This is a genomic window from Caballeronia sp. INML3B, from assembly GCF_023631305.1.
In the GTDB taxonomy this organism is placed as follows: Bacteria; Pseudomonadota; Gammaproteobacteria; order Burkholderiales; family Burkholderiaceae; genus Caballeronia; species Caballeronia turbans.
On record NZ_JALQDI010000015.1, the window covers coordinates 21,510 to 39,330 of the forward strand.

Here is a 17,821-nt window from a genome sequence, read left to right on the forward strand (position 1 = left end):
CCTCGCCTTATTTGCCGCCGAGCGTCACAAACAGGGTCAGGAGCCCCAACATGCCGATAATCATGGCGAACGCGTAGTGATAGATGTAACCGGATTGAAGGAAGCGGATCACACCGGCGAACCAGCCCATGAACCGCGCACTGCCGTTGACGATGCCGTCGATGACGACCACATCGCCCTCTTTCCACAGACCGCGGCCGATGGCGACCGCGCCCTTCGCGAACACGACCTCGTTGATCTTGTCGCAGTAGTACTTGTTGTCGAGCAGCACGTAGATCGGACGGAAGGTCTTCGCGACGACCGCCGGCAGATCCGGACGCTTCATATAGAAGAACCACGCGACGATCACGCCCAGCGCCGCGAGCCACACCGGACCCGGCGTGATGATGCCGTGCAGCGCCATCGCGACCCAGCCGTGAAACTCTTCGGCCATTTCCTTCAGGCCTTCGTGGTTCTCGCCGATGAAGATCACCTTGTCGAACGCCACGCCGTGCGCGAAGAAGTCACCATAGATCATCGGGCCGATCATGATCGCGCCGATGATGATCGACGGAATCGCGAGCAGCACGAGCGGCAGCGTCACCACCCAAGGCGTTTCGTGCGGAACATGCGGACCATGACCGTGATCATCGTGATGACCGTGCGTGTCATGACCGTGGCCGTGCGCCTCCGCCTGGCCCATCGGCGAGTCGGGATGCTTCGGACCGCGGAAGCGCTCGTCGCCATGGAACACCATGAAATACATGCGGAACGAGTACAGCGACGTGACGAACACGCTCGCGACCACCGCGAAGTACGCGAAGCCCGAGCCCGCCAGATGCGAGTACTTCACCGCTTCGATGATCGAATCCTTCGAGTAGAAGCCCGAGAAGAACGGCGTGCCGATGAGCGCGAGCGAGCCGATCAGCGATGTGATCCAGGTGATCGGCATGTATTTGCGCAGGCCGCCCATATTGCGCATGTCCTGATCGTGGTGCATGCCGATGATGACCGAACCCGCGCCGAGGAACAGCAGCGCCTTGAAGAACGCGTGCGTGCCGAGGTGGAACACGGCGACCGGATAAGCCGATACGCCGAGCGCAACCGTCATGTATCCGAGCTGCGAGAGCGTCGAGTACGCGACCACGCGCTTGATGTCGTTCTGGACGACGCCGAGGAAGCCCATGAACAAGGCCGTGATCGCGCCGATCACCGTGACGAAGGAGAGCGCCGCATCCGAGTGCTCGAAGAGCGGCGACATGCGCGTCACCATGAAAATGCCGGCCGTCACCATGGTTGCCGCGTGGATCAGCGCGGAGATCGGCGTGGGGCCTTCCATCGAGTCCGGCAGCCAGACGTGAAGCGGGAATTGCGCCGACTTACCCATTGCGCCGATGAAGAGGCAAATGCACGCGACCGTCAGCAAGCCCCATTGCGTGCCGGGGAAGGTCATCGTCGCGAGTTTGTCGCCTTGCGCGAACACGTCGCCGTAATTCAGCGAACCGCCGAACGCGAGTAACAGGCCGATGCCCAGAAGAAAGCCGAAGTCGCCCACGCGGTTCACGATGAACGCCTTCATGTTGGCGTAGATCGCGCTCTCACGCGTGAAATAGAAGCCGATCAGCAGGTACGACACGAGACCCACCGCTTCCCAGCCGAAGAACAGCTGCAGGAAGTTGTTGCTCATGACGAGCATCAGCATCGAGAACGTGAACAGCGAAATGTACGAGAAGAAGCGCTCGTAGCCCACTTCCTCGTCCGCCATGTAGCCGATCGTATAGATGTGCACCATCAGCGAGACGAAGGTCACGATGACCATCATCATGGCCGTGAGCGAGTCGACCAGGAAGCCGACTTCCATCTTGAGCGTGCCGACGTTCATCCATTCGTAGATGGTCGCGTTGAAGCTCGCGCCATGCATCACGTCGTTAAAGACGATCGCCGAAAGAATGAACGAGACGAAGACGCCGAGAATCGTGACGCGATGCGAGCCCTTGCGCCCTACCGCCTTCCCGAATAGCCCTGCGATCAGCGAGCCGGCCAGCGGCGCCAGCGGAACCGCGAGCAGGAGGTTTTCATTGAGTGTCGTGGACATAACAGCCTAGCCTGAAATTAACCTTTGAGCTGATCGAGGTCCTCGACGTTGATCGTGTCGAGGCTACGGAACAGGGTCACGAGAATCGCGAGACCGATTGCGGCTTCAGCCGCCGCCACGGTCAGCACGAAGAACACGAAAATCTGGCCGTGTACGTCGCCCAGATAATGCGAGAAGGCGACGAAATTGGTGTTCACCGCGAGCAGCATCAATTCGATGGCCATCAGGATGATGATGACGTTGCGCCGGTTCAGGAAGATGCCGACGATGCTGATCGCAAAAAGGATCGCGCCGAGCACGAGGTAATGGGCAAGACTCAACATATTCGATTTCTCCTTCGCGCTCAGCCCTTGTTGTCGACCGTGCCCGCGCCGATGTTGCCGGTCACGGCGGGTTCCGTATTGGCGTCCGGCGCCTCTGTTTCCGACTTCATCTTCACGATGCGCACGCGGTCTTGCGCGCGCACCTTGACTTGCTGGCTGACGGTTTGCGTCTTCTTGTCCTTCTTGTCGCGGATCGTGAGCGAGATCGCCGCGATGATCGCGACCAGCAGCACGAGGCCTGCAATTTCAAACGCAAAGATGTAGTCGGTGTAGATGACCTTGCCGATCAGCTGCGTGTTCGGCATCAGTGCCGCGCCGGAAACACCGGCGCCGGCCGAAGCATCGCGCAGCGGCGTCGTCGTCGCGCCATAGCCGTGCCACAGGATCAGCGCCGTCTCGATCACGATGATTGCGCCGACGATACTCGCGAGCGGCACGAAGCGCTTGAAGTCTCGCCGCAGGACATCGATGTTGATGTCGAGCATCATCACGACGAAGAGGAACAGCACCATCACGGCGCCTACGTACACGAGAACCAGCAGAATCGCGAGGAATTCGGCTTGCAGCAACATCCAGATCGCGGCCGCGTTGAAGAACGAGAGCACGAGGAAGAGCGCGGATGACACCGGGTTGCGCGAGGTGATCACCTTCAGCGCCGACACGGTCAGCATCAGCGCGAAGATATAGAACAGTACGGTTGTGAATTCCATGATTACCGGTTCATCGTTAGGCCATCATCAGGCATGGTGTGTCGGCGCTCGTGGCGTGCTCTTCCTTTGAACGGACGGAACACGGCCTCGGCGCGCGCCGCAGTGTGCCAAACAGCAACAACAAAATCGCTCTGGCGCGATGCCGAAACGCAGGGTTCCGGCATCGAACTCGTATCAACGATAAGGCGCGTCCGCCGCCTTCGCAGCGGCGATTTCCGTTTCGTAACGATCGCCCACCGCAAGCAGCATGTCCTTCGTGAAGTACAGATCGCCGCGCTTTTCGCCGTGATATTCGAGGATATGCGTCTCGACGATCGAATCGACCGGGCAGCTCTCTTCGCAGAAACCGCAGAAAATGCACTTGGTCAGGTCGATGTCATAACGCGTCGTGCGACGGGTGTTGTCCGCGCGCGTTTCCGATTCGATCGTGATCGCCATCGCCGGGCACACCGCTTCGCACAGCTTGCAGGCGATGCAGCGCTCTTCGCCGTTCTCGTACCGGCGCAGCGCATGCAAACCGCGAAATCGCGGCGAGATCGGGGTCTTCTCTTCCGGGAACTGCACCGTGATCTTGCGCTGGAACGTGTAACGGCCCGTCAGCGCCAGACCCTTCAGCAGTTCGGTCAGGAAGAAAGTTTTGAAGAAGTTCTGAATTGCGTTCATGATGATTTCGTCCGCTCTTGTCTCTTACTTCCAGATGTTGAGCGGCGACATGATCCAGAAGCCGACAACGACCACCCAAATCACCGACACCGGCAGAAACACCTTCCAGCCGAGGCGCATGATCTGGTCGTAGCGGTAACGCGGGAAAGTCGCACGCGCCCAGATGAACACCGACAGCAGCAGGAAAACCTTGAAAACGAACCAGAATACGCCTGGAATGAACGACAGGAAGCCGAACGGCGCATCCCAACCGCCGAGGAACAGCGTCGTCGCGATCGCGGAGATCACGATCATGTTGATGTACTCGGCGAGGAAGAACAGCGCGAACGCCATGCCCGAGTAATCGATCATGTGACCCGCGACGATTTCCGATTCGCCTTCCACCACGTCGAACGGGTGACGGTTGGTTTCAGCGATGCCCGAAATGAAGTACACGACGAACATCGGCAGGAGCGGCAGCCAGTTCCACGACAGGAAGTTGACGCCCCAGCCCGCGAACATACCGCGTTGCTGCGAGTGCACGATGTCGGACATGTTCAGCGTGCCTGCGACCATCAACACCACGACGAGCGCGAAGCCCATCGAAATTTCGTAGGACACCATCTGCGCCGCGGCGCGCATCGCACCGAGGAACGCGTACTTCGAGTTCGACGCCCAGCCCGCGAGAATCACGCCGTACACGCCGATCGACGAGATGGCCATGACGTACAGCAGACCCGCGTTGACGTCCCCGAGCACCGCCTGCGCCTGGAACGGAATGACCGCCCAGACCGCGAACGCGGGCACCACGGTCATGATCGGCGCGATCACATAGATCCATTTGCTCGCCTGCGTCGGCTGAATGACTTCCTTGAGCAGAAGCTTCAGCACGTCGGCGATCGGCTGCAGCAGACCTGCGGGACCGACGCGGTTCGGGCCGAGACGCACGTGCATCCAGCCGATGAGCTTGCGTTCCCAAAGAATCAGGTACGCCACGCACAGCAGGATGACCACCGAAACCACGAGGATGCGGACGACCGCCCACACCGTCGGCCATGCGACGCCAAGAAGCTGCGTGCCGCCTGCGTTGATCGTATCGAACAAGCCCATTTTTACGCCTTCTCCACTACCAGTTCACCGAACAGGCCGCCGAGCGCGGCGCCAGCCATCGTGCCCGCCGACACGCGGACCACCGACTCTGCGAGATTCGCGTCGCGGACCGCGGGCAACGTCACCGACAGATTGCCTTGCTTGATACGCACTGCTTCGCCGTCCTTCAGGCCGAGCTTGTCGAAGAGTGCGGTCGGCAAACCGGCGACATTCGCGTCGCGTGCGGCGGCCGTCAGATGCAGCGACGGCGCGCGGCGCACGAGCGCATCGGCGTGATAGATCGGCACATCGGCGAGACGCTGCAGGCCGCTTCCGTTCAGCGCGACATTCGATGCGGCGCGCCTGGCGTCTACCGTGGTCTTGTTCGACAGACGCGCGGTCAGTTCGCCCGTGCCGAGCGCCGCGATACGCACTTCTTCAGCCGTGTCGAACTCGAAACCCGGCAAGCCGAGGATCGTGCCCAGCACGCGCAGCACCTTCCAGCCCGGACGCGTGTCGCCCAGCGCGCGCACGACGCCATTGAACGACTGCGCCGTACCTTCCGCGTTGACGAACGTGCCCGACGTTTCCGTGAACGGGGCGATCGGCAGCAGCACGTCCGCGTAATCCATGCCGTGCCGGAACGGCGACATCACCACAACCATTTCCGCAGCCTTCAGCGCGGCGATGGCCTGGGCCGGATTGGCCGTGTCGAATTCGGGTTCCGCGTTCAGGAGCACATAGCCCTTGCGCGGCTGCTCGAACACTTCGCGTGCGTTGAGACCGCCTTCGCCCGGCAATGCATCGACGAGATGCGCGCCGACCGAGTTCGCGCCTTCCGTGAGGAAGCCGAGCGTCGCGCCGGTATTGTCGGCGATCCATTGGGCCGCCGCCTGAATCTGAGCAAAGTCCGGATGCTGAACCGCGAGATTGCCGAGCAGCACCACGCGCTTCTCACCCGCGGACAGCGATGCCGCGACATCCTTCGCCGCCGCCGACACTTCGCGGCCCGAGAACGCCTCCGGAACCGTAACGCCACGCGTTTCGGCAACCGCCGCTGCGATGCTCGCGAGCTGGTCGAGCCACGCGGACGGTGCGGCGACCAGACGGTGTGCGGTCGGGATCAGCGAATCGTCGTTGCTGGCGTTGAGGAACGTGATCTTCGCGCCGTTCTTCGCTGCCTGACGCAGACGCGCGGCGAACAGCGGATGATCGCGGCGCAGGAACGAGCCGATCACGAACGCGGTGTCGATGATCGAGAGATCCGCGATCTTCGTGCCGAGCCACGGCGCTCCGATGCCGACCGGTGCCGAGAAATCGTGCTGACGCAGACGGAAGTCGATGTTCGGCGTGCCGACGCCCTCAGCCAGTTGCTTCAGCAGATGCAGTTCTTCGACCGTGCTATGCGGCGTGGCCAGTGCGGCGATGGCGTTCGCGCCATGATCCGCCTTGATGCCCTTCAGACCCTTCGCCACGTATTCGAGCGCGGTCTGCCAGTCGGTCTCGATCCAGTTGCCGCCCTGCTTGAGCATCGGCGTGGTGAGACGTTCGTCGCTGTTCAGCCCTTCGTACGAGAAGCGGTCCTTGTCGGAAATCCAGCATTCGTTGATGGCTTCGTTTTCCATCGGCAGAACGCGCATGACTCGATTGTTCTTCACCTGCACGACGAGGTTCGCGCCGACGGAATCGTGCGGGCTCACCGACTTGCGGCGCGACAGTTCCCACGTCCGCGCGCTGTAGCGGAACGGCTTGCTCGTCAACGCGCCGACCGGGCACAGATCGATCATGTTGCCCGAGAGTTCCGAGTCCACCGTCTTCCCGACGAACGACGTGATCTCCGAATGCTCGCCGCGGCCCAGCATCCCGAGTTCCATCACGCCAGCGATTTCCTGGCCGAAGCGCACGCAGCGCGTGCAATGGATGCAGCGCGACATCTCTTCCATCGAGATGAGCGGACCGACGTTCTTGTGGAACACCACGCGCTTTTCTTCGCTGTAGCGCGACTGCGACTTGCCGTAACCGACGGCCAGATCTTGCAACTGGCACTCGCCGCCCTGATCGCAGATGGGGCAATCCAGCGGGTGATTGATGAGCAGGAACTCCATCACCGACTGTTGCGCCTTCACGGCCTTGTCGGAGGTGGTGCGTACGACCATGCCGGCCGAAACCGGCGTCGCGCAGGCGGGGACGGCCTTCGGCATCTTTTCGACTTCGACGAGGCACATCCGGCAATTCGCCGCAATCGACAGCTTCTTGTGATAGCAGAAGTGAGGAATGTAAGTATCGACCTTATGCGCAGCCTGGATCACCATGCTGCCTTCAGGCACCTCGACCGTCTTGCCGTCAATTTCTAGTTCAACCATGATGGATAGAGATCCTCAACCCTTGTCTCGCGCATCTGACTGCGCGCCTGATTACGCGGTAAGCGCTTCGGACGGCGCGTGATGCGCGTGCCCGCCGACGAGACAATGCTTGTGCTCGACGTGATATTCGAATTCGTCCCAGAAGTGCTTGAGCATGCCGCGCACGGGCATCGCCGCTGCATCGCCCAGCGCGCAGATCGTGCGACCCATGATGTTCTCGGCCACCGAGTTGAGCAGATCCAGATCTTCCTTGCGGCCGAGACCATGCTCGATACGGTGCACCACGCGATACAACCAGCCGGTACCCTCGCGGCAAGGCGTGCACTGGCCGCACGACTCTTCATAGTAGAAGTACGACAGGCGCAGCAGCGAGCGCACCATGCAGCGGGTTTCGTTCATCACGATCACCGCGCCCGAACCCAGCATCGAGCCGGCCTTGGCGATCGAATCGTAGTCCATGTCGGTCGCGAGCATCATGTCGCCCGGCACGACCGGTGCGGACGAGCCGCCCGGAATCACGGCCTTGATGGACTTGCCGCGCACGCCGCCCGCCAGTTCCATCAGCGTCGAGAACGGCGTGCCGAGCGGAATCTCGTAGTTGCCCGGACGATTGACGTCGCCGGACACGGAGAAGATTTTCGTGCCGCCGTTGTTCGGCTTGCCGAGCTCGAGATAATTCTGCGGGCCGATTTCAAGCAGAAACGGCACGGCCGCGAACGTCTCGGTGTTGTTGATGGTGGTCGGCTTGCCGTACACGCCGAAGCTCGCCGGGAACGGCGGCTTGAAGCGCGGCTGACCCTTCTTGCCTTCCAGCGATTCGAGCAGCGCGGTTTCTTCGCCGCAGATATACGCGCCGTAACCATGATGCGCATACAACTCGAACGAAAAGCCTGATCCGAGAATGTTCGCGCCGAGATAGCCTGCCGCGCGCGCTTCTTCGAGCGCCGCTTCGAACACCCGATAGACTTCGAAAATCTCGCCGTGGATGTAGTTGTAGCCGACGGTGATGCCCATCGCGTACGCGCCGATGGCCATGCCTTCGATCAGCGCGTGCGGATTCCAGCGCAGGATGTCGCGATCCTTGAACGTGCCCGGCTCGCCCTCGTCCGAGTTGCAGACGAGATACTTTTGTCCCGGGAACTGACGCGGCATGAAGCTCCACTTCAGGCCAGTCGGGAAGCCCGCGCCGCCGCGGCCGCGCAGACCCGATGCCTTGACGTCGGCGATCACCTGCTCGGGCGGAATCTTCTCCTCGAGAATGCGGCGCAGCTGCTTGTAGCCGCCGCGTGCAACGTAGTCCTCGAGATGCCAGTTCTCGCCGGTAAGGCCCGCGAGGATCAGCGGCTTGATGTGACGATCGTGGAGTGACGTCATTTCGAAAGTTCCTCGATCAACTGGTCGATCTTCTCGCGGCTCATGAAGCTGCACATGCGATGGTTGTTCACGAGCATCACAGGTGCGTCACCGCATGCGCCGAAGCACTCGCCTTCCTTCAGCGTGAACTTGCCGTCCGGGGTGGTCTCGCCGAAATCGATTCCAAGTTTCTGCTTGAGATACTCGGCAGCGCTGTCCGAACCGCCGTCCGGCCCGAGCTGGCAAGGCAGGTTCGTGCAGAGCGTGATCTTGTGCTTACCGACCGGCTTCAGCTCGTACATCGTGTAGAACGTGGCGACTTCCTGCACCGCGACCGGCGGCATGCTCAGGTAATCGGCCACGAACTGCATGACTTCGGGCGAGAGCCAACCATGCTCTTCCTGAGCGACAGCGAGCGCCGCCATCACCGCCGATTGCTTTTGCTCGGCGGGATACTTCGCGACCGCGCGATCGATTTCTTTCAGGCCTTCAGCTGAGATCATTTTCAGACACGACTCTTTCAATTCCTACCGAACGAAAACCTGCCGCGCCCTTCGTGTTGCGGCAGACCTGGCGTTCCTGCGGGTTCCTGTTATTGCTTTCGCGAATCCGGAACGGCGGCTCGACGAGCGCGCCGTGCAGGCGGCGATGAAATCAGCGATCGATCTCGCCGAACACGATGTCTTGCGTACCGATGATCGTCACAGCGTCGGCGATCATGTGGCCGCGCGCCATTTCGTCGAGCGATGCGAGGTGCGCATAGCCCGGCGCGCGAATCTTCAGGCGATACGGCTTGTTCGCGCCATCCGAAATCAGGTAGATGCCAAACTCGCCCTTCGGATGCTCGACCGCCGCGTACGTTTCGCCTTCCGGCACGTGGAAGCCTTCCGTGAAGAGCTTGAAATGGTGAATCAGCTCTTCCATGTTGCTCTTCATGCCGACGCGCGAAGGCGGTGCAACCTTGTGATTATCGACCATCACAGGGCCGGGATTCTTGCGCAGCCACGCAATGCACTGTTTGGCGATGCGGGTCGACTGGCGCATTTCTTCCACGCGCACGAGATAACGGTCGTAGCAATCGCCGTTCACGCCGACCGGGATATCGAAGTCGAGCTGGTCGTACACTTCGTACGGCTGCTTCTTGCGCAAGTCCCACTCGATGCCCGAGCCACGCAGCATTGCGCCGGAAAGACCCATCTGCAACGCGCGCTCCGGGCTGACCACGCCGATACCCACGAGACGCTGCTTCCAGATGCGGTTGTCGGTGAGCAGCGTTTCGTACTCGTCGACACAACGCGGGAAACGATTGAAGAAGTCCTCGATGAAGTCGAGCAACGAACCTTGACGGTTCTCGTTCATCTTGTCGAGCGCCTTCGCGTTGCGGACCTTGGATGCCTTGTATTGCGGCATCGCGTCCGGCAAATCGCGATAGACGCCACCCGGACGATAGTACGCCGCGTGCATGCGCGCGCCCGACACCGCCTCGTACACGTCCATCAGATCTTCGCGCTCGCGGAACGCGTAGAGGAAAACAGCCATCGCGCCGACGTCGAGCGCGTGCGAGCCGATCCACATCAGGTGGTTCAGCACCCGCGTAATTTCGTCGAACAGCACGCGAATGTACTTCGCGCGCACCGGCACGTCGATGCCGAGCAGCTTTTCGATGGCGAGCACATAGCCGTGCTCGTTGACCATCATCGACACGTAGTCGAGGCGGTCCATGTAGGGCACGGATTGGAGGAAGGTCTTCGTCTCGGCCAGCTTCTCGGTTGCGCGATGCAGCAGGCCGATGTGCGGGTCGGCGCGCTGGATCACTTCGCCGTCGAGTTCCAGCACAAGACGCAGCACACCGTGCGCTGCCGGGTGCTGCGGGCCAAAGTTCAGCGTGTAATTCTTGATCTCTGCCATGGCGTTCTCTTAATGTTTCAGACCGCCATAGCGATCTTCGCGGATCACGCGCGGCGTGATTTCGCGCGGTTCGATCGTCACGGGCTGATAGACCACGCGCTTCTCTTCCGGGTCGTAGCGCATTTCCACATAGCCTGAGACCGGGAAGTCCTTGCGGAACGGATGGCCGATGAAGCCGTAGTCCGTGAGAATGCGGCGCAGGTCGGGATGGCCTTCGAACACGATGCCGTAGAGGTCGAACGCTTCACGCTCGTACCAGTTCGCCGACGTCCAGATATCGACTACCGAAGGCACGATGGGCACTTCGTCGTCCGGAGCGAACACGCGCACACGCACGCGCCAGTTGTTCGTGATCGAGAGAAGATGGCTGACGGCCGCGAAACGCGGACCGTCGTAGGCACCGTCGCCATAGGTCGAATAGTCGACGCCGGCGAGATCCATGAGCTGCTCGAAGCGCAGCGACGGGTCATCGCGCAGCTGCTTGCAGACGTCCAGATAGTCGACCGCCTTGACGACGATCGTCACCTGACCCAGCGACTCCGTGATGCTCTGGAGACGGCCGCCAAACGCCGTCTCGAGGTTCGCTTTGAGGGTCTCGAGTTTGCTTGCCATAGTTTGGGGAGACTCAGGCCCTTACTGACGGGCGATGGTGTTGGTGCGGCGAATCTTCGCCTGCAACTGGATCACGCCGTAGACCAGCGCTTCGGCGGTCGGAGGACAACCAGGAACGTACACGTCGACCGGCACGATCCGGTCGCAACCGCGCACGACGGAATATGAATAGTGGTAATAGCCACCGCCGTTCGCGCACGAACCCATCGAGATGACCCAGCGCGGCTCGGCCATCTGGTCGTACACCTTACGAAGCGCGGGCGCCATCTTGTTGCACAGCGTTCCGGCGACGATCATCACGTCGGACTGGCGCGGACTTGGACGAAACACCACGCCGAAACGGTCCAGGTCGTAACGGGCGGCACCCGCGTGCATCATCTCGACCGCACAGCACGCGAGACCGAACGTCATCGGCCACAGGGAGCCGGTGCGCGTCCAGTTGATGAGCTTGTCAGCCGTAGTGGTGACAAAGCCTTCCTTCAAGACCCCTTCGATACTCATTTGTTTTCCACTCCAGATGAGCAGCCAGCCAAAGCCGCCCATGAATCCGGTGATCTAACTGTCATTCCCAGTCGAGTCCGCCCTTTCTCCAGATGTAGGCGAAACCGAGCAAAAATTCGAGCAGAAAAATCATCATCGCGATGAAGCCGGGCCAGCCGATATCGCGCAGGGACACACCCCACGGGAACAGGAACGCCGTCTCAAGGTCGAAAATGATGAAAAGAATCGCGACGAGATAGTAACGCACATCGAACTTCATACGCGCGTCTTCGAAGGCTTCGAAGCCGCACTCGTAGGGCGCGTTCTTCTCCGTGTCGGGCTTGTTCGGACCGAGGATCTTGCCGATGCTGACCAACGCAATACCTAAACCAAGGCCCACTAGAAGAAACAAGAAGACGGGGTAATAGGGTGCGAGGTTCAAGGCTATCCTCTGATCGGTAGATGTGGTCTGTTATTGATTGGGGCCTTCAGCCGGGACGGACCACCCGGCGGGAGAATTCACTTGGGACCGCTCACGATATCAGCACACTGTGACAACCGCTTTGACGCTGTCGATGCTGCCGCGAAACCGTAAGGGTACTCCAGAAGTGACAATGCCAGCCGAAGCGATGCAAGCGGCTGGCATTGGATAACTTTGGTGCCGACGGCGAGACTCGAACTCGCACAGCTTTCGCCACTACCCCCTCAAGATAGCGTGTCTACCAATTTCACCACGTCGGCACTGTACTGCAATCCGGGAAAACTACTTCTAAATTGCCGCGAATCGCTTCAAGACTTGAATTATAACTGGGCCCTACGAATTGTTCAACGCACAAAATGCAAATTCTGCGAAAAATTCGTTCTGTCGTTATTTGGGCACGTCAGCGCCCGGCGCGGACGACGCGACAGGTGCAGAAGCCGGCGCGGAAGCCGCCGATGCCGCCGCCGCTGGAGCCGATGCCGGCACGGATGCGGCGCCACCGAGCACGCCGGCCGACGTTTGCGGCTTATAGCTGCCGAGATATGTCAGCGTCAGCGTCGTGATGAAGAAGACCGCGGCGAGAACAGCCGTGGTGCGCGACAAAAAGTTGGCGGAGCCCGTCGCACCGAACAGACTGCCGGATGCGCCACTGCCGAACGCCGCGCCCATGTCCGCGCCCTTGCCATGCTGAAGCAGCACGAGGCCAATAACGCCCAGCGCCGACAGCAACTGGACTACGATAATCAATGTCTTCAAATACAGCATTTCAACTCACCCGATCCCTGATGTTTCCGCGACACCTTCGTGTCGCACTATGCCCGTTCGCCTGCCCTGCCCGCCTGCCGTTCGACGCTCAATGCGTCACGGTTTGCGCCGCCCGGCAGATCGCCAGAAAATCCTTCGACTTCAACGACGCGCCGCCGATCAGCCCGCCGTCGATGTCCTTTTGCCCGAACAGCTCTTCCGCGTTTTCAGGCTTTACGCTGCCGCCATACAAAAGCGGCACGTTTGCTACCGACGCACCCTTCTCCAGCAGCTTGCGACGCAGGAATGCGTGAACGTCCTGCGCCTGGCCGGGGCGCGCGGTCTTGCCCGTGCCGATTGCCCAGACCGGTTCGTACGCGACCACGATGCCCGCCGCCTGTTCTTCGGTCAGAATCTGCAGCACGGCTTCGAGCTGCGTACCGATGATCTGCTCGGTCGTACCCGCTTGCCGCTCTTCGAGCGTCTCGCCGACACAGACGATCGGCGTGAGTCCTGCTTCGATCGCGCGCTGAGCTTTCGACGCGACGAGTTCCGGACTTTCGCGATGATACGCACGTCGCTCCGAATGCCCGACGATTGCATACGTGACGCCGAAGTCCGCCGCCATTTCCGCCGCAACTTCGCCGGTAAACGCGCCGCCCGCATGCGCCGACACGTCCTGAATGCCCCATTGCACGACCGAGCCGCTCAGAAGCGCCTGCGATTGTGCGAGATAAGGACACGGCACGCACACTCCGACGCGCACGCCCTTTTGCAAAGCCGATGCCCCTGCGGCGACTTCGGTCAGCAAGGTCGCGTTGTCACCGATGCGACCGTGCATCTTCCAGTTGCCCACCACCAGTTTCGCTCGTTCTCTGGACATATGTCTCGTCATTCGGCGGCGGCTTGCAAGAGCCGCCCTGTTATAAAAATGAACCGCCACGAACCGCAAACTGCTTGCAAAACAGGCGATTTTACTGTGTTACGACGAAACCGGTCAAACCGCAAAAGCGCGCCGCAACGTGAAACGCTGCAAGCCGGATGAAAACGTCACGCGTCCTCACGCCAGTCGAGCACGATCTTGCCGACGTGCGTGCTGCTTTCCATCAACGTATGCGCGGCGGCGGCATCGTGCGCCGGGAAAACCTGGTGGATCACCGGCTTGATGCGCCCCGCCTCGATTTCCGGCCAGACGCGCTCTTTCAGTTTCGCCGCGAGCTTCGCCTTGAACGCGACGGGACGCGGACGCAAGGTTGAGCCGGTGATGACGAGGCGCCGGCGCAGCACGTCGTTCAGGTTGATCTCCGCCTTGGCGCCGCCCAGCAGCGCGATCACGCAGATGCGCCCGCCGTCCGCCAGCGCCTTGAGTTCGCGCGGCAGATAGTCGCCGGCGACCATGTCCAGAATCACGTCGACGCCGCGGTCATTCGTCAGCGACTTCACCACTTCGACGAAATCTTCCGTCTTATAGTTGATCGCGCGCTCCGCACCGAGCGCTTCGCACGCGCGGCATTTTTCGTCGGTGCCGGCCGTGGCGAACACGCGAAAGCCGAGCGCCTTCGCGATCTGGATTGCCGTCACACCGATGCCGCTCGATCCGCCCTGCACGAGCAGCGTTTCTTCCGCGCCGTTCTCACCCGCGCCCAACTGAGCGCGCTCGAACACGTTGCTCCAGACCGTGAAGAACGTCTCCGGCAACGATGCCGCTTCGATCTCCGACAGGCCCTTCGGCACCGGCAGACATTGCTCGAGCGGGGCGACCGCATACTCGGCGTATCCGCCGCCCGCGAGCAGCGCGCACACGCGATCGCCTTTTTTCAGACCAAACGGGTTGTGCTTGGGATCGAAATCGCCATCGACGATTTCACCGGCCACCTCGAGCCCCGGCAGATCCGAAGCGCCGGGCGGCGGCGCGTAGGCGCCCTTCCGCTGAAACACGTCCGGCCGGTTCACGCCGGAAGCGGCCACCTTGATCAAGACTTCGCACTTGCCTGGCGCAGGCGTCGGACGTTCGCCCAGTTTCAGGACGTCGGGTGCGCCAAACTCGGTGATTTCGATGGCCTTCATATCCTCTCCCTGTGACGACCGGAGTCAGTGTGCATTCGGACCGGATGGCACTGCGCGCGCCTGACGCAATTACGCTCCACACTGCCATCGAGTCCGATGACGCGTCGGACAATGCATAGCATCCGACGCGTCATACATGAAAACGGCCGGCTCGCATCAGCGGCCGGCCGTCTACACATTACCGCATTACTGCTGCGGGTGCGTGGGCTCTACCTGTTGCGCCGCTTCGTTCAGAAGCGCCTTCGCCGACAGACGCACACGACCCTTTTCGTCCGTCTGGATGACCTTGACCTTCACGATCTGGCCTTCCTTCAGATAGTCGTTGATGTCCTTCACGCGCTCGTTGACGATCTCCGAGATGTGCAGCAGACCGTCCTTGCCCGGCAGGATGTTCACGATGGCGCCGAAGTCGAGCAGCTTGAGCACCGGGCCTTCGTAGACCTGGCCAACTTCCACTTCGGCCGTGATGTTCTCGATGCGCTTCTTCGCGTCGGCCATGCCTTCCGCGCTCGTGCTCGCGATCGTCACGACGCCGTCGTCCGAAATGTCGATGGTCGTGCCCGTCTCTTCCGTCAGCGCGCGGATCACCGAGCCGCCTTTGCCGATCACGTCGCGGATCTTCTCCGGATTGATCTTGATGGTGATCATGCGCGGCGCGTAGTCGGACAGTTCCGTGTTCGTGTGCGGTACCGCGGCCGTCATCTTGCCGAGGATGTGCATGCGGCCTTCCTTCGCCTGCGCGAGCGCGACCTGCATGATTTCCTTCGTGATGCCCTGGATCTTGATGTCCATCTGCAGCGCGGTCACGCCTTGCGCCGTGCCGGCCACCTTGAAGTCCATGTCGCCGAGGTGATCCTCGTCGCCGAGGATGTCGGTCAGAACCGCGAATTTGTTGCCTTCGAGGATCAGGCCCATCGCGATGCCCGCGACGTGCGCCTTCATCGGCACGCCGGCGTCCATCAGCGCGAGGCAGCCGCCGCAGACCGAAGCCATCGACGACGAACCGTTCGACTCCGTGATTTCCGACACGACGCGGATCGAGTAGCCGAATTCATCGGCGCTCGGCAGGCACGCGACCAGCGCGCGCTTGGCCAGTCGGCCGTGACCGATTTCACGGCGCTTCGGCGAACCGACGCGGCCGGTCTCGCCCGTTGCGAACGGGGGCATGTTGTAGTGGAGCATGAAGCGCTCACGGTATTCGCCTTCGAGCGCGTCGATGTTCTGCTCATCGCCCTTGGTGCCGAGCGTCGCGACGACGAGCGCCTGCGTTTCGCCGCGCGTGAAGAGCGCCGAACCGTGCGTGCGCGGCAATACGCCCGTGCGGATTTCGATCGGACGCACCGTGCGCGTGTCACGGCCGTCGATGCGCGGCTCGCCGTTCAGGATCTGCGAGCGGACGATCTTCGCTTCGATATCGAACAACACGTTGCCGATGGTTGCCGCATCGGCCGCCACGGCTTCCTCGGCGAGCTTCGCCGAAGTCGCCGCGTACACTTCCTTCAGCTTGGCGGAACGCGCCTGCTTATTGCGCAACTGGTAAGCCGCTTCGAGTTCCGGCTTGGCGATTTCCGTGACGCGCGAGATGAGCGCTTCGTTCTTCGGCGCCGGCTGCCAGTCCCACTCGGGCTTGCCGCCCTCGCGAACGAGTTCATGAATTGCGTCGATGGCCGTCTGCATCTGCTCGTGGCCGAACACGACCGCGCCGAGCATCACTTCTTCGGAGAGCTGCTGCGCTTCCGACTCCACCATCAGCACCGCGCGCTCCGTGCCGGCGACGACGAGATCGAGCGCCGATTCCTTCATTTGCGGGCGCGTGGGGTTAAGCACGTACTCGTTGTTGATGTACGCGACGCGCGCGGCACCGACCGGACCGTTGAACGGCAAGCCCGACACGGCGAGCGCCGCCGATGCGCCGATCAGCGCGGGAATATCCGCCGGGACGTCCGGGTTCAGCGACAGGACGTGGATGACGACCTGCACTTCGTTATAGAAGCCTTCCGGGAAGAGAGGACGCAGCGGACGGTCGATCAGTCGCGAGATCAGCGTCTCGCCTTCCGACGGGCGGCCTTCGCGGCGGAAGAAGCCACCGGGGATCTTGCCTGCGGCGTAGGTCTTTTCGAGGTAATCCACGGTCAGCGGGAAAAAGTCCTGGCCCGGCTTGGCGGTCTTCGCGCCGACGACGGTCGCGAGCACGACGGTGTCTTCGACATCGACGATCACCGCGCCGCTTGCCTGACGAGCGATTTCACCCGTTTCCAGGCGGACATTGTGTTGTCCCCACTTAAATTCTTTGACGATTTTATTGAACATTGTCACTCCTTCTAGTTGCGCCGCGCCGGCTGTCTGGCGCTGGCTGGAGCGGTCGCGAGCCACGCTTGGGAGGTGTGTTATGCCATTCCAGCGCGGCGCCTGGCCGGATGTGCGCGCAGGCGCCGCGCTGGAATGACACAAAGCTCTGCCGCGAGGCCGGACCGGGTGTCGAACCGGATGATGCATCCGGGTAAAGCCATGAACTGCCGAATTACCTACTACGACGGGTCGACCGATGAAAAATGCGATCGGGCACCGCTTCACGGCCGGAACGTATAAAAACAAAGTGCCTGTATCAGCGGACTGACACAGGCACTTCGTTCTAACGGCGGCCGTTTGACGCCAATTACTTGCGCAGACCCAGCTTCTCGATCAACGAGCGGTAACGATCCGCATCCTTGCCCTTCAGGTAGTCGAGCAGCTTGCGACGGCGGCTCACCATGCGCAGCAGACCGCGGCGGCTGTGATGATCCTTCGAGTGCGACTTGAAGTGGAGGGTGAGTTCGTTGATGCGGCTCGTGAGAAGTGCAACTTGCACTTCGGGGGAGCCGGTGTCGTTGGCGCCGCGCGCATATTCTGCGACGATGTCGGTCTTCTTGATTTCTGCTACGGACATTTGCTTTTCCTTTGATACAGACAGGCGGTCACGGAAGAAAGGCCGTGCC

Annotated in this window: 17 protein-coding genes and 1 tRNA gene; all 18 read right to left on the reverse strand. The window is 61.4% G+C overall.

Going from position 1 to position 17,821, the window contains the following annotated elements; genetic code table 11:
- Window positions 1–7: 7 nt before the first annotated feature.
- The 18 genes from nuoL to rpsO all read right to left on the reverse strand — a co-directional run bounded on the left by nuoL (window position 8) and on the right by rpsO (window position 17,772).
- Window positions 8–2,074, reverse strand: a complete 2,067-nt coding sequence (gene nuoL / locus NCS58_RS09195; RefSeq protein ID WP_061119612.1) for an NADH-quinone oxidoreductase subunit L — start codon at window positions 2,072–2,074, stop codon at window positions 8–10.
- A gap of 17 nt (window positions 2,075–2,091) precedes the next feature.
- Entirely contained in the window at window positions 2,092–2,397 is a 306-nt protein-coding gene (gene nuoK / locus NCS58_RS09200; RefSeq protein WP_007588140.1) for an NADH-quinone oxidoreductase subunit NuoK, read from the reverse strand.
- Window positions 2,398–2,417: 20 nt separating this feature from the next.
- Entirely contained in the window at window positions 2,418–3,107 is a 690-nt protein-coding gene (locus NCS58_RS09205; RefSeq protein WP_061119613.1) for an NADH-quinone oxidoreductase subunit J, read from the reverse strand.
- A 174-nt stretch (window positions 3,108–3,281) separates the two neighbouring features.
- On the reverse strand, window positions 3,282–3,770 hold the full coding sequence (gene nuoI, locus NCS58_RS09210; protein ID WP_061119614.1) for an NADH-quinone oxidoreductase subunit NuoI: 489 nt from the start codon (window positions 3,768–3,770) through the stop codon (window positions 3,282–3,284).
- Between the two features lie 24 nt (window positions 3,771–3,794).
- Entirely contained in the window at window positions 3,795–4,859 is a 1,065-nt protein-coding gene (gene nuoH, locus NCS58_RS09215) for an NADH-quinone oxidoreductase subunit NuoH (RefSeq protein WP_061119615.1), read from the reverse strand.
- A gap of 2 nt (window positions 4,860–4,861) precedes the next feature.
- On the reverse strand, window positions 4,862–7,201 hold the full coding sequence (gene nuoG, locus NCS58_RS09220) for an NADH-quinone oxidoreductase subunit NuoG (protein ID WP_250476787.1): 2,340 nt from the start codon (window positions 7,199–7,201) through the stop codon (window positions 4,862–4,864).
- 51 nt (window positions 7,202–7,252) lie between these two features.
- Window positions 7,253–8,575 carry an NADH-quinone oxidoreductase subunit NuoF gene (gene nuoF / locus NCS58_RS09225; RefSeq protein ID WP_250476788.1) on the reverse strand — a complete coding sequence of 441 codons (1,323 nt, stop codon included), beginning with the start codon at window positions 8,573–8,575 and terminating at the stop codon, window positions 7,253–7,255.
- Window positions 8,572–9,057 (reverse strand): NADH-quinone oxidoreductase subunit NuoE, encoded by a 486-nt coding sequence (gene nuoE, locus NCS58_RS09230; protein ID WP_061119618.1) that lies wholly within the window; start codon window positions 9,055–9,057, stop codon window positions 8,572–8,574. The genes nuoF and nuoE overlap by 4 nt, the downstream gene beginning before the upstream one ends.
- Window positions 9,058–9,208: 151 nt before the next feature.
- Window positions 9,209–10,462, reverse strand: a complete 1,254-nt coding sequence (locus tag NCS58_RS09235) for an NADH-quinone oxidoreductase subunit D (protein ID WP_250538285.1) — start codon at window positions 10,460–10,462, stop codon at window positions 9,209–9,211.
- Between the two features lie 9 nt (window positions 10,463–10,471).
- Entirely contained in the window at window positions 10,472–11,074 is a 603-nt protein-coding gene (locus NCS58_RS09240) for an NADH-quinone oxidoreductase subunit C (RefSeq protein WP_250538286.1), read from the reverse strand.
- Between the two features lie 21 nt (window positions 11,075–11,095).
- Window positions 11,096–11,575 (reverse strand): NADH-quinone oxidoreductase subunit B family protein, encoded by a 480-nt coding sequence (locus NCS58_RS09245; protein ID WP_006052903.1) that lies wholly within the window; start codon window positions 11,573–11,575, stop codon window positions 11,096–11,098.
- A 61-nt stretch (window positions 11,576–11,636) separates the two neighbouring features.
- On the reverse strand, window positions 11,637–11,996 hold the full coding sequence (locus NCS58_RS09250; protein WP_008341784.1) for an NADH-quinone oxidoreductase subunit A: 360 nt from the start codon (window positions 11,994–11,996) through the stop codon (window positions 11,637–11,639).
- Between the two features lie 214 nt (window positions 11,997–12,210).
- Window positions 12,211–12,295: transfer RNA gene (locus NCS58_RS09255), tRNA-Leu, on the reverse strand.
- Between the two features lie 127 nt (window positions 12,296–12,422).
- On the reverse strand, window positions 12,423–12,800 hold the full coding sequence (secG, locus tag NCS58_RS09260) for a preprotein translocase subunit SecG (RefSeq protein ID WP_061119621.1): 378 nt from the start codon (window positions 12,798–12,800) through the stop codon (window positions 12,423–12,425).
- Window positions 12,801–12,888: 88 nt separating this feature from the next.
- Window positions 12,889–13,662: a triose-phosphate isomerase gene (gene tpiA / locus NCS58_RS09265; protein WP_061119726.1), complete on the reverse strand. Its 774-nt coding sequence runs from the start codon at window positions 13,660–13,662 to the stop codon at window positions 12,889–12,891.
- A gap of 167 nt (window positions 13,663–13,829) precedes the next feature.
- A complete protein-coding gene (locus NCS58_RS09270) occupies window positions 13,830–14,846 on the reverse strand; it encodes an NAD(P)H-quinone oxidoreductase (protein WP_061119622.1) in 1,017 nt (338 codons plus the stop codon).
- Window positions 14,847–15,032: 186 nt separating this feature from the next.
- Window positions 15,033–17,162: a polyribonucleotide nucleotidyltransferase gene (pnp, locus tag NCS58_RS09275; RefSeq protein WP_250490095.1), complete on the reverse strand. Its 2,130-nt coding sequence runs from the start codon at window positions 17,160–17,162 to the stop codon at window positions 15,033–15,035.
- A 340-nt stretch (window positions 17,163–17,502) separates the two neighbouring features.
- Window positions 17,503–17,772, reverse strand: a complete 270-nt coding sequence (rpsO, locus tag NCS58_RS09280; RefSeq protein ID WP_250538287.1) for a 30S ribosomal protein S15 — start codon at window positions 17,770–17,772, stop codon at window positions 17,503–17,505.
- Window positions 17,773–17,821: the final 49 nt, after the last annotated feature.